At 64.6% G+C, this 12,788-nt stretch carries 10 protein-coding genes; 3 read left to right on the top strand and 7 right to left on the bottom strand.

Going from position 1 to position 12,788, the window contains the following annotated elements; genetic code table 11:
• Window positions 1-107: 107 nt before the first annotated feature.
• Window positions 108-395, bottom strand: a complete 288-nt coding sequence (locus MEMAR_RS03180) for a hypothetical protein (protein ID WP_011843492.1) — start codon at window positions 393-395, stop codon at window positions 108-110.
• Between the two features lie 230 nt (window positions 396-625).
• Between MEMAR_RS03180 and MEMAR_RS03175 the strand changes: the two genes are divergently transcribed.
• Window positions 626-967, top strand: a complete 342-nt coding sequence (locus MEMAR_RS03175; RefSeq protein WP_011843491.1) for a hypothetical protein — start codon at window positions 626-628, stop codon at window positions 965-967.
• Window positions 968-1,042: 75 nt separating this feature from the next.
• Here MEMAR_RS03175 and MEMAR_RS03170 read toward each other — a convergent pair whose 3' ends face one another.
• Complete coding sequence (locus tag MEMAR_RS03170; RefSeq protein WP_011843490.1) at window positions 1,043-2,269, bottom strand: adenosylhomocysteinase; 1,227 nt, start codon at window positions 2,267-2,269, stop codon at window positions 1,043-1,045.
• Window positions 2,270-2,903: 634 nt separating this feature from the next.
• Here MEMAR_RS03170 and hisF point away from each other — a divergent pair.
• On the top strand, window positions 2,904-3,710 hold the full coding sequence (gene hisF, locus MEMAR_RS03165; protein ID WP_011843489.1) for an imidazole glycerol phosphate synthase subunit HisF: 807 nt from the start codon (window positions 2,904-2,906) through the stop codon (window positions 3,708-3,710).
• Here the strand turns inward: hisF and pheT are convergent.
• From pheT to endA, 4 genes are read right to left on the bottom strand one after another with little or no spacing between them, the layout of a single operon-like run.
• Window positions 3,667-5,307, bottom strand: coding sequence for a phenylalanine--tRNA ligase subunit beta (gene pheT, locus MEMAR_RS03160; protein ID WP_011843488.1), 1,641 nt, complete (start codon window positions 5,305-5,307; stop codon window positions 3,667-3,669). The genes hisF and pheT overlap by 44 nt on opposite strands.
• Before the next feature lies 1 nt (window position 5,308).
• On the bottom strand, window positions 5,309-6,754 hold the full coding sequence (pheS, locus tag MEMAR_RS03155; protein ID WP_011843487.1) for a phenylalanine--tRNA ligase subunit alpha: 1,446 nt from the start codon (window positions 6,752-6,754) through the stop codon (window positions 5,309-5,311).
• 2 nt (window positions 6,755-6,756) lie between these two features.
• On the bottom strand, window positions 6,757-8,013 hold the full coding sequence (locus MEMAR_RS03150; RefSeq protein WP_011843486.1) for a tryptophan--tRNA ligase: 1,257 nt from the start codon (window positions 8,011-8,013) through the stop codon (window positions 6,757-6,759).
• A gap of 10 nt (window positions 8,014-8,023) precedes the next feature.
• Entirely contained in the window at window positions 8,024-9,034 is a 1,011-nt protein-coding gene (gene endA / locus MEMAR_RS03145; protein WP_011843485.1) for a tRNA-intron lyase, read from the bottom strand.
• 95 nt (window positions 9,035-9,129) lie between these two features.
• Here endA and MEMAR_RS03140 point away from each other — a divergent pair, with 95 nt between their 5' ends.
• Window positions 9,130-10,347, top strand: coding sequence for an SPRY domain-containing protein (locus MEMAR_RS03140; RefSeq protein ID WP_011843484.1), 1,218 nt, complete (start codon window positions 9,130-9,132; stop codon window positions 10,345-10,347).
• 27 nt (window positions 10,348-10,374) lie between these two features.
• Here MEMAR_RS03140 and MEMAR_RS13330 read toward each other — a convergent pair whose 3' ends face one another.
• Window positions 10,375-12,684, bottom strand: coding sequence for a PKD domain-containing protein (locus MEMAR_RS13330; RefSeq protein ID WP_011843483.1), 2,310 nt, complete (start codon window positions 12,682-12,684; stop codon window positions 10,375-10,377).
• Between the last annotated feature and the right edge of the window lie 104 nt (window positions 12,685-12,788).

Raw genomic sequence — 12,788 nt, 5'->3', positions numbered from 1 at the left:
AGCGGATGACAAAAGAGTTCGAGAAGGTTCTGCCGGCCGGCCCGGGCGGGAACAGATCGTCGCCCCGGCCTGTGGCGGTCGCGCAGAAGTTGGACGATAATTCCAGGTCAGGTACGCCCCCGCTTCACTTCGTCCAGGAGCTCGCGGCGGACGCTTTCAATCCGCTCGTTCACCATCCGGGCAAGGGGCTCTCCCCCGGAAACATCGTAGTACGAAGTTTCGCGGCACCGCATCTCTTCGAGTGTCCTCGCTTTCGTCAGTTCCCCGATGACCGACTGTGCCATATTCGAGTATTCGCCGCTATCGACCTTTTCCTTCAGCCACCGGTAGAGATGGCCCGGGAGCCGCACACCCACCTGCTTGCTTGAGACGTTATCGGGAGATTCCATCTTCATATTCAGGTACCCCGGCGAAGCAATTATATCATACCGTTTTTATTTTTCTAATAAGATACCTATTGATACCGATAGGTATCATTTAAGCAGTAGGAGCGCCCATAGGGGTGCATGAGACAGAGCAAGCCGACCGGCCTGTACCTGCCTGACGAACGCAGGCGGACCCAAAAGGCATGGAGCTCCAGCATTCCGTGGAGAAATAACCACATCGTAACCAGGGGGACGGGTGTGTGCACGAGTTAGACGTGACCGAAAAGACGGCGTGCCCGCCGTGCGACGTCGGTGATGCCGGAGAGGACGGACCGGTCCCCTGCCCATTCTGCGGGTGCCGGAACCACGTCAAGGAGATCATGACCGCCAACCCGCGGGTCCATACCGTCCATCAATGCCTCAACTGCGGCCACTGGTTCGACGACCGGGGGCCGGCATGCCCCCGGTGCGGCTCCCCGGGGGAACTCCTGGGGAATGTCAACGCTCCCGGGTGCGGCATGTATGCGCAGTACCGCTGCTGCGAGTGCGGCCACGGGTTCATATTACGAATGAATTGTGACGGAGACGCCTGTCAGACCTGACGGCGTATCGGTCCCGGCCCTTCCGTTTTTCCCACCCCGGATATTGCACAGAGATTTGTATTAAAAAAAGTGGATTTACGTCCCGATCGTCCAGCTGCTCATATAGGTCTCCTGGTCGGGCGTCAGCCGGTCGATAGAGAGGCCGAGCGCGTCGAGTTTCAGCCGCGCGACCCCCTCATCGATGGCGGACGGGACGTCGTGCACGCCGGGAGCGAGTTCGCGGCCGTGCTTCGCGATGAACTCGGCGGAGAGCGCCTGGACCGCGAAGCTCAGGTCCATCACCTCGACGGGGTGGCCCATGCCCTTCGGCGTCGCGAGGTTCACGAGCCGCCCTTCGGCGAGGACGTGGACGGCTTTGCCGTCGAGCACGTAGGTGTCGACGCCGTCCCGGTGGACGGTGGAATCCGCGTGCGCCGCGAGCCAGTCGACGTCGATCTCAACGTTGAAGTGGCCGGCGTTCGCGAGGATCGCCCCGTCCTTCATCTTCGGGAAGTGCCGTTCGGTGAGGATGCTCGTGTTGCCGGTGGTGGTGACGAAGATGTCACCGAGGTGTGTCGCGTCGTCCATCGTCATGACCTCAAAGCCGTCCATGTGCGCCTGCAGCGCCCTTCTGGGGTCGACCTCGGTCACGATGACGCGGGCGCCGAGGCTCCGGGCCTTCTGCGCGAGTCCCCGGCCGCAGTAGCCGTAGCCCGCGACGACGAACCGCTTTCCGGCGATGAGGATGTTCGTCGTGATCATGATCGACGCAAGCGAACTCTCCCCGGTGCCGTGAACGTTGTCGAAGAAGTGCTTCATCGGGGTGTCGTTGACGGCGACGACCGGGAACCTGAGCGCCCCCTCCTGTGCCATCGCGCGGAGCCGGTGGATGCCGGTCGTGGTCTCCTCGCACCCGCCGATGACCGAGTCCAGCACATCCCGCCGCTCGGTGTGGATGCGGAAGATCAGGTCCATGCCGTCGTCGATAGTGATCGCGGGGCGGGCGTCGAGCACCCGGTCGATGGCCGCGTAGTACTCCTCGACGCTGGCTCCCCGGCGGGCGTAGGAGTGAATCCCTTCCCGGGTATCGAGCGCCGTCGCGACGTCGTCCTGGGTCGAGAGGGGGTTGCACCCCGTGATGTGCACCTCGGCGCCGCCTGCCGCGAGCGTCTCGACCAGTACCGCGGTCTTCGCCTCGACGTGCAGGGCCATGCCGATAGTCATGCCGGAGAACGGCTTCTCCTCGACGAAACGCTTCCGAATGGACGAGAGCACCGGCATGTACTGCCGCGCCCACGCAATTTTGAGATCTCCAGACTCCATAAAAACCACCAGACCGGTTATCCTGCCCGGATATTCCCCGGTTTGCCTGTAAAGGTGTCTTTCGTGAGTACTTAAAAGTAGGGGAGTGGGTCACCGGAGTTCACCCCACACCTCGGGGCGGGGGCAGTGCGTGGCGATATCAGGGAGTATCAGTTGACGGAGTTACATAGGCGAAACAGAGTTGCCCTAATGTTCCTCCCAAAGATTGCAAGATTGTCAACAAAGTTGGACTTTCACCATTTTCAAACACCCTATCTTTCGATAGCCTTTCTTGAAACAGATGAGACTCACGCTTACTTATAGCAAACGCGCTGGGGGACACGGATTTCCATCGGATATCGCCATTGGGGGAGGGGCTGACGGGGAGGGGGGAGCATCCCCCCTCCCCTGTCTCCAACCCGCACCTCCTGTGTTCGAACTCCGGCCGCTCGCTCCGCTCCCGCCCGTCGCAAGTCGAAAACGCTACGCGTTTTCTCCTGCTCCTGCCCCCGCACCTCGCACCTCCGGTGCTCGAACTCCGTTCCCATGGAACGTCGTTCCTACCGGTGCTCCAGCTCTGTTCCAGAGGAACATCGCACCTTCGGCCAGTCGCACATACCAAAACCTCATCACCTCCGCCTCAAAATCACTACACATGGTTCTGACCAAGCGGATCATCCCCTGCCTTGACCTCAAGGACGGGCGGGTGGTCAAGGGCACGCACTTCGTCGGCCTGCGCGACGCGGGCGATCCCGTCGAACTCGCCCAGCGCTACAACGAGCAGGGCGCGGACGAGGTGGTCTTCCTCGACATCACCGCCACCAGGGAAGACCGGGGCACCATCATCGACGTCGTGCAGCGGGCGGCCGACCAGCTCTTTCTCCCGCTCACCGTCGGCGGCGGCATCCGGACGATCGAGGATATGAAACAGATCCTCCGGGCGGGCGCGGACAAGGTGAGCATCAACTCGAGCGCCGTCGCCGACCCGAACCTGATCTCGCAGGGCGCCGAGCGGTTCGGCACCCAGTGCATCGTCGTCGCCGTCGATGTCCGGCGCAACTACGAGACGGCACCGGGAAAAACGCCGATAACACTCGCCGACGGCCAGGAGTGCTGGTACGAGGTCGTGACCCACGGCGGGAGCCGGGGCACGGGGCTTGACGCCGTCGCCTGGGCGACAGAGGCGGAGGAGCGCGGGGCGGGCGAGATCCTGCTCACCAGCATGGAGGCCGACGGGACGAAAGAGGGGTTCGACATCCCGATCACGAGAGCGGTTTCGGAGACGGTCGGCATCCCGGTGGTCGCGAGCGGCGGCGTGGGGACGCTCGACCACTTCTACGACGGATTCACGGAAGGAAAGGCCGACGCCTGCCTCGCGGCAAGCGTCTTCCACTACGGCGAGTTCACCGTCCGCCAGGTCAAGGAGTATCTGGCAGGGCGGGGTATCCCGGTACGGCTGTAAGGTCGAGCGCGAGCGCCGCGACCGGGTGCTCGAGGTCGAACGCCCCGAGAACGGCGGGGTGGATCTCCCCAAACACCCCGACTATTTTTCCGTCGACGACGATATCCCCGCGGCGGCCGTCGAGGAACGCCGGGTCGGCCGACTCGACGACCGTGTAGGAGAGCGAGAGCTCGCGGCAGAGGACGTCCGCCGCCGCGTATGCCTCGGAGAAGTCGGCCGCCGGGTGGATACTGACCGCCGCGACCTTCAGGTAGGTGACGCAGTCCTCGACCACGTCCCCCACCGCAAAGAGCCGCTGCGGGAGTTCGCGGTGCTTGTTCGCAAGAAGCATCTCCATCAGCAGGGGGAGGAGGTCGGTCCGGACCACCGTCTGCTCCTCGCTGATCGGGTGGAGCAGCCGCAGGGTTCCGGGCGCGGGCTCGCGCTGCATGTTTGCATACAGCACCCGCTCGTTTGTGAGGGTGAACGGGATCGCTTCGAGATACCCGAGGCCGGTCATCACCGACCGGACCGCTCCCGCGACGGCGGGGATCGGGTGCTCCTGTGCAACCGTGGAGGTCGCCGGGAGGGCGGCATCGAAGTTCTCGATGCCGTAGGCGATCGCCACGTCCTCGAAGATATCCCAGTCGTGGAGGATGTCCGAGCGGTAGCAGGGGACGAGGATCCGGACCCGTGAGTCGCCGTCGGGCTCGGCGTCAAAGCGCATCCGGCGAAGGAGCCCCGCCATCTCCTGCGGCGTGAGGGAGAGACCGAGGAGGCGGGAGCATTCCGCTACCGAGACGACCCTTTCTGCGGGGGCGAGCGTCGGCATCTCCTCCCCCTCGACGGTCACCGTCTCGACCGTCGCCCCGGCCTCGATGAGCGCCGTGCAGATGATGTTGACCGCCGTCATCACCGCTCTCCTGTCGGTGCCGGTGCAGTCGAGCAGGATGTTCTTCGTCGCCGCCGTGACCCTCGTCAGCTCGCCGTTGATGATCGGCGGGAAGGAGAGCACCCGGTTCTCGGCATCGACGATCAGCGGGAACGTATCGAAGTTCTCCACCAGGTGAGCGTAGTCCCGGCCCTTCGGGTGGTCGGCGAGCATCTCCTCCATCGTCATCTCCCGCTCGAAGTCCAGCGGGACGAACGACCGGTTCCGGGGCGAGGCGATGTAGCGGAAGGGAGGCGTGACCGTATCGAGGTCGTGGACGCCGATCGCCACCTTGCCCCGTCCGCGCCCGACCGCCCAGTGGAGGGCCTCCTGGAGGGCCATCAGGCTCTCGATCGCCTCTTCGTCGAGGTTGACGTTCCGGATCACGGCCGAGCCGAGGAACGGCCGGATATCGGCAAGGCCCGGATCGACCGAGAAGGCGATGCCGGAAGGGCGGACGGTGTAGGCCGGCAGGCCCTCCTCGATTCCGAGGAACCCGCGCATCGCCCGGGCGACGCCCTCGGGCGAGTAGAGGTCCGGCCGGTTCGGGAAGAACTCAACGTCCACGTGGTCGTCCTCGATCCGCTCGATGTCGGCCCCGATCATCGGAACGCGGTCGATGATCGTCTGCCGGTCGGTGCCGGCCAGCCGTTCCAGGTACCGGTAGGGTAGCGTGATGATTGCCATATTACCGCCTCCCGCCGTAGACGGGCGTCTCCCGGATCCACTCGATGTCGCTTCTGTAGAGGTGCCGGAGATCGCGCAGCCCGAGCCGGAGCATCGCCACCCGGCTGATCCCGAGACCCCACGCGAGCACCGGGTGTTCGATCCCGAAGGGGGCGGTCACCTCCTGGCGGAAGATGCCCGACCCGCCGAGTTCCACCCAGCCGAGCCCGTCGACGTAGACCTCCGGCTCCACGGAGGGCTCGGTGTAGGGGAAGTAGCCGGGACGGAACCGGACCTTCTCAAAGCCCATCTTGGCGTAGAACTCTTTTAGGAAACCGAGGAGGTGGCGTAAGTTGACGTCTTCATCCATGACGATCCCCTCGAGCTGCTCGAACTCTGCGAGGTGCGTGGGATCGATCGCCTCCCGCCGGTAGACCCGGCCGATGCAGAAGGCCTTGACCGGCGGCTTCGGGTGCGCGGCGAGGTGCTGGATAGAGAGGCTCGTCGTGTGGGTCCGGAGCACGCACTGCTCTGCCTTCTCGGCGCTCCAGGTGCCTCCCCACCCGGTCGAGGAGGTCTCGCCGCCGTGCTCGTGCATATCGCGGACGCGCTCGTAACCTGCCGGGAGCGGCCGGCGCTCGCCGAGGAAGAAGGTGTCCTGCATCTCCCGCGCCGGGTGGTCCTGCGGCTGGAAGAGGGCGTCGAAGTTCCAGAACGAACTCTGGACGATCCCGCCCGACATCTCCTCGAATCCCATGTCGAAGAGGATGCGGCGCATCTCGTCGATGATGCGCTGGTAAGGATGCACCTTCCCGGGGTAGGCGCGTTTCGGGAGTTTCGTGACGTCGTAGCGCCGGAGGGGGAGAGACTTCCACTCGCCGGAGAGGATCTGCTCGCGGGTGAGCGTGCCCGCCTCTTCCCGCAGGTCGAGGCCCTGGCTGAGGAGTTCGCGGCCGCGGGGCGTGATCGAGACGGTGTAGGCGACCGTTTCCTCCTCAATGGCGAGCCCGCGCTTCGCGAGATCGGCAACACCCTCGCCGTCGGCGATCTCGCCCTTTTCGGCGAGCCGGACAAACGCGGCTTCGTCGGGGCCCGGAGCGGTCTTGCCGGTCTTCTGTACAACCCCGCCCGTGATCGCGATCCAGCCCTTCTTGCGCATCCAGCCGATGGCGATCTTTGCAAGCGGGTGGCCCTGGAGATCCCGCATCGGGATTGACTCCTCGAAACTCTCGAGCACCTGCCGCTCGGGGAGGCCTTTGCCCATGTAGGCCCGTCCCTCTTCTGTCGGGACGTACCGACGGGCGACGTGTTTTTCCACGTCCACAAGCCCCCGATCACCGGCGAGGTTCGCGTACTGCACCACCGCTTCCCGGCGGGTATCCATCTTCTCCGCAAGGACGGCCGCGTCGGCCGATCCCATCGGCCCCAGGGCAACCAGGAGCCTCTTCTCGTTCAGCGTCAGTTCCACTATCACACCTCCTCTGCAAGGTGTTCGACCGAATCCATCTTATCCCGCAACTCCGAAAGGAACGCCTGCACGCGCTCCAGCGTCTCCTTCTTGCACTGCCCGCAGGTGAGTTCGCCGCTCTCGCACCGGCGGCGCAGGTCGGCGAGTTCCACGTCGTCCTCGAGCATGTGGAAGAGATTCAGGAGATAGACCGAGCAGGCGTCCGGCTCGCCCCCGAGACGCTTCTGCTCCTCGAGCGTCATCCGTCCGCCGGTCTTCGCCGCCATGACCTTCTTCCTGATCGACTTGTCGGACTCGTAGAACCCGAACGAACTCTCGGGCACGCTGCTCGACATCTTCCCGCCCTGGAGCCCGGGCATGAAGATGTGGTAGGTCGACGAGGGGAGGTAGAACCCGAACCCGCCGTGTGCGATCTCGATCTCGCGGACGGCGTCCTCCACCCGCGCCTGCGGAAGGCCTGTGACGTCCACGTGGCCCGCGTACTTCTTCGAGCCGGGGAAGGTGCGGTGCACGGCCTCGAGAGCCTCCTCGGGAGCGTTCTTCGACCGGACGCTGATATGGTCGCCGCGATCCTCGACCGTGAACTGCCTGAGTTTGTAGGCCACGTCCCGGGTGAGCCGGATGTGCGGGTCCTGGTCGAGGCCGACCGGGACGATCGTCGGCGCGGGGCCGGCATCGAGCTGCGGGAAGAGGATGTCGGCGACCTGGGTGATGACGCTCACGGCGTGGGAGAGCGATGTCTCCGGCCCGAACCCATAGATCGCAGCGAGCTCCGAGAAGTTCACCTTCGTGGACGCCTCGAACGCGAGATCCTTCAAGCGGTCGTTCCTGCTCTGGTAGTAGGTCTTACCCTCGAATCCAAGCGCGTAGAGAGCCTTGAGGTACTCCTTCCCGTACTCGCGGCACTTCTCCCACGATATGCCGCGGACCGCGTGCGCCTCCCGGTCGGCGACGGCGACGTAGCCGTTCCCGCCCTGCCGGACGTGCCAGACGACCTCTTTCATGACCATCAGGTGCCCGAGGTGCGGGAGTCCCGAGGGCATGAACCCGGTCAGCACGTGAAACGGGGTGCGGTTCCGGATGGCGTCGGCGACCAGGTTGTAGTCCCGGTGCCCGACGACGATACCCCTGCGCATAAACGACGGTACCTCGGGAAGCCTTCGTGCGACCTCACTGACCGGCTCGATGCCGAACTCGGCGAACAGTCGATCTACATCAACGGTCTGGTTATTCGACCACGGGTTCACTTCTGAATGCATGTACTGACGCTCACAGTTTTATTCGGGCGAATTCGACGTATCTGATATCGGTGTTATATATGCAGGCAAACAACATCTTCTTTTTGACGCTGTGAGCAAGCCTGACCGAGCGGGAGACGGCGCTCATCGGCGTGGACGTCCCGGACGGAACGGCATGGACGAGCATCTCGGAATGGCTCTTCTTCCCGGAGTAGACGCGGAAGTGGTGGCCGAACTTGTACCCGGTTCTCGGGATGTAGCCCTTCTCCCGGAGGTCTGAGAAGACCCGCTCCTTCTCCCGTATCTCGACGTCCTTTTCTGCCGCCGCATCGAGGAACTGCTCTGCGGCCATCGGTTCCTCATCCTGCGTGATCGAGAGACAGCCTCTGCGCATGAGGTAGATCGACTCGACCGGGCGGAGGAGCAGCCGTTCGGTATCGAGTCTCTTGCCGTACCAGTCCTCCTCGAGCGGGGTTCCCGGCGGCAGGTGGGCGAGCGCGTATGTCCCGAAGAGCGTGGCCTCCACCGGTGTTGTGCACCCCGCAGGCTCCCCGACTCCGGGAAGGTCCTGTACCCGCACCTCGTAGTAGGTCAGTTCGTCCTCGTCGTCGACGACCGCGAGGAGGTACTGCTTGCGCATGTTGACCGCAGCGACCACGTCCTGGCTTAACCGGTCGAAGTCGACGATGTCGCGCTCGGAGAGGACCCGGATCAGGTACCGGGACTTCCCGGCGCCGGGCTTGTGGCCGCGGCGGAAGACGCGGAAATCCTGCGGGCCGGGCTGGATCACGTATCCTCGCTCGCGGATGTCGCGGTAGACGAGGTACCTGCGGATGAAGTTCGGCTGGCCGGCAAAGAGGCCGAGCAGGGCGTCAAAACCGAAGTCTTTCACGTCGATCTTGTTTCGTTCCATGAGGTAGAGCGCCTCTTCGGGAGAGAGGCGGAGGCCGCGTCCCTCGGGCCTGCCGTAGCCGCCCTGCTCGTAGAGCGCCCGCCCTTCACCGCCGAGGCGTACCCAGGTTCCGTCGAATATCGCCAACACGTGCTAGAGATATTGGAAGTTCACGTTCATTAATGGATTGTCGGGAGCGAACCACTACGCTTTTTGCGTGCCGCACCGCACCAGTGATCGATTCCATGACGGAAAATGTCCGAGACTTCTGGAAGTCGGGGGCGATCCTCGCGGCACTGCTGATTGCGGCGGTGCTGCCGGCAGGGATCGTCTCCGCGAGCGAGACCTCACCGGAGGTCGCCTGGAACGTGACGTTCGCGCCGGAGAGCAACAACAAGTTCGACGCCGTCGAACCGACCGCGGACGGCGGCTTCATCGCTCTCGGCTCAACCCTTGCGGAGAGGTACGGGGGGAGCGAGAGCCTGCTCCTCGTGAAGACGGACGGCGAGGGGAACGAGGTATGGAACGCGACTTTCGCGGAGATTTCGCCCGCTTCCGTTGCGGAAACTGCCGGCGGGGGCTACATCGTTGCCGCCTTCAACGTATCCTCGTCAGGGTCGGACCAGGACCTCGCCTACGAGGGCACCTCGTTCCTGATCCGGGCCGACGCCAACGGGACGGAGGAGTGGCGGCAGTCCCTGCCGGGAATGAAGATCTCGTCCGTCGAGGAGACCGCGGACGGCGGCTACGTCGCGATAGGATGGCTCTGGAACCCGCCCGGATCGGAGAACGAGACGGCGGCGGTCATCGTGAAGACCGACGGTGACGGCACGCCCGCCTGGAACCGGACGTTCCCCGGCACTGCCGCGAACGCAGGAATCGCGACCGCCGACGGGGGCTACGTCCTCGGCGGCACTTCGTCGCCCTTCACCTACGACATCGGCGACGGCTTCCTCATCAGCCTCGACGCCGACGGGAACACGCTCTGGCATGAGAACTACCAGGTCCCGGTCATCTTCGACGTCGAGGAGACCGATGACGGGCGGTTCGTCTACTCGGGCAACTACTGGTACGGCCTCGTCGACAGAGAAGGAGAGGAGGTCTGGCTCCGGAATATGGAGGGGCTGACCGGATACGCCGTCGCCCTGCGGCCCGAAGGCGGGTATGTGGTTGCGGGCACGGACGCACGGAGCGGAGAAGGGTTCGTCTTCGGAACCGATGCGGACGGGACGATCCTGTGGAACACGGCGTTCACCGCTACCGGGATCTACGGGGCCAGCAGCGCTCCCGATGGATACACCCTCGCGGGCATCCGGTTCCTCTCGTCCGACACCAGCGCCGCCTGGCTGGCCGGGATCACGGAGCCGGTGAACCCCGCCCCGACGGCGGCACCGGGCTTCGGTGCGGCGGCTGCCGGGGCGGCGCTGCTCCTCCTCCTGGCGGGAAGGAGACGGAGAGGGTAACCCTCTCCATCGCTTTTTTGAACCTTTTCAGGGCTCTTCCTTCCGGAAGTAGAGGAAGGCCCCGGCCCCTGCGATGACGAGGGCAAGCAGGCCGGGGATGAGATGCGCGTACGGGATCTCGCGGGCCACGGGTTTCGTGCCGGTATCGGCGGCGACCGCCTGTGCCGCGCCGTCTCCGGGTGCCGCGGCAAAGAGCGCGTAGATGCTGAAGTGAGAGACAACGGCTGTGACGCTCCGGGTCTCCGGGAGGACGGTGGTGGGAACCTCCTCCCAGGTGTTGGCCGACCGGTCGTATCGCTGCACCACGAGCCCGTCCTGCACGCTGCCGTTGTAGACGGCGTCCCACTGCTCCTCTGTGAAGTTGAACGAGAGGGTCGCCGGCGGGGAGAAGATCGCCCCCTCCGGCCCGGTGATCCAGGCGTACCCGGCAAACGCGTACGCGCCGGGCACCGCGGGCACGTCGGCCGCACCAAGCGCCGCAAGGGTCACCGCACGAAGCGGGTTGCCGGCGGCATCGACAGCACGGACACCCTCCGCGATCGTGAGGGTCGCAATACCGTCGGCCGAACCGATCCTGGCGGCCTGATCGACGAGGCCGGTCTCCCCGAGGTGCAGGCGGCCGGAGTCGGCTTCACGGGGAGTGGGCTTCGCCGTCACGGTGGGGGTAGGCGTGGGGGTGGACTTTTGCGTGCTCCAGCCGGGGTTGACCGGGGCGGAGCCGCCGCCACCCCCACCGCCTCCTCCCCCTCCGCCGCCGCTCGCGGACTTCTGCGTCGCGGTCGGGGTTGCAGTCTGTGTCGCGGTCGGCGTCACGTTAACCGTTGCAGTCGGGGTCACGGTCGGGGTCGGAGTTGCGGAATAGACGGTGATGTAGCCGTACTCCATGTGCGTCGCGCTGGCTCCCGCGTTGTCACAGGTCAGGGAGACGTTGTAAACACCGGGACGATCGTAACGGTGACGCGTGTCCCGGTGTGTCGATGTCTCGCCGTCACCGAAGTCCCAGAGCCAGGCCGTCGCGTAATCTGGTAAATCACCGTAAAAATAGACCATAAGAGGCGCAGGCCCCGACAACGGTTCCCCCCGGAAGCTGATAACCGGCGGTTCCGGGGGACCTACGTGAATGAGATCGGTCTTCGTGACGGTGTCGGACCCGAACGCGTTATGCACCGTGAGCGAGACGGTGTAGTTCCCCGGGATCTCGTAGAAGTGCCACGAATACTGCGAGGTCGAGGTGTTCCCGTCGCCGAAGTCCCATTCCCAGGCGTCCGGATCGCCGGCTGACTGGTCGATGAACCAGACGTTGAGCGCCGCCCCTCCTTCGGTCGGGTCTGCCGAGAACTCCGCCACCGGGACCGCTCCGCTGAAGTAGGTGAAGGCGTAGATATCCGATCCGCTGTCACGGCCGTTCTGCCAGACGACCCGGTCACCGCTGACGGCGGGGTAGAGCTGTTCGGTCGCGGAAGGAGCGACCGGCATCTGCTTATCCTTCCCTGCGGCGAGGTCGCAGATGTAAACGTTCCAGGTTCCGTCCCGCCTGTCCTCCCAGGCGATGAGGTCACCATCGATCGCCGGGGAGACCTGCTCTCTGGGATCGTCGGTGATCCTCTGCTCTCCGGCGGCAGGGTTGTCGAGATCGAAGAGGTAGATGTCGGGAGCCCCGTTCCGGTAGTCCTCCCAGACGATCCGGCTCCCCGATATCGACGGGTAGGTCTGCCGCCGGTTATCCTGCGTAATCGGCTGCTTATCCCCGTTCCAGATATCGTACAGCCAGATATCTCCATTCCCGGTGTTCTCCTCCCAGACGACGTACCTCTCCGAGAGCGCGGGCTTCCATTCGGTCACCGGCGAGCAGGAGAGGAAGGTCTCGCTGCCGGTTCCGATCTCATAGAGGCAGATGTCCGTGCTCCCGCCCCGGGCATCGTACCAGACCACATGCTCTCCGTGAACGACGGGCATCCGCTGGTCGGCAGGGTCTTCGGTGAGCGCCGTCGTCACGCCACCCGATATCTCGAAGAAGTAGATATCCGGGCTCATGTTCCGGTTCTCCTCCCAGACGATGTAATCCCCCGAGACGGACGGGTACCTCTGCCCCGTCCCCTCGCCCGCAACCTTCCGCCCCGCGCTGCCGGGGCCGCTCGAATAGTAGATCGACTTTCCGTTCCTGCCGTCCTCCCAGACGACCATATTTCCGTCAATGTCGGGGTGCTCCTGCGATCCTCCATCGATACAGATCGAAACTGTATCTCCCGGGGCCCTCTCCCCGGCCATGGCAGGCGATGCCAGCAGCCCGACGGCAATGACGGTACAGACAACAATCAGCACGTTAATTTCGGCCATTCTTCTATCACCACGATGAGAACGCCCCTTTCGTCCCATACGATGGTGTCTGCACGCACGCCGGGGAAACGAGGTTCCCCTGCCGGCGTGCAAACGGAGATCCT

It is taken from the genome of Methanoculleus marisnigri JR1 (assembly GCF_000015825.1).
In the GTDB taxonomy this organism is placed as follows: domain Archaea; phylum Halobacteriota; class Methanomicrobia; order Methanomicrobiales; family Methanoculleaceae; genus Methanoculleus; species Methanoculleus marisnigri.
Note: the sequence above shows the minus strand (reverse complement) of the source record. Positions and strands in the feature narration are given on the sequence as shown.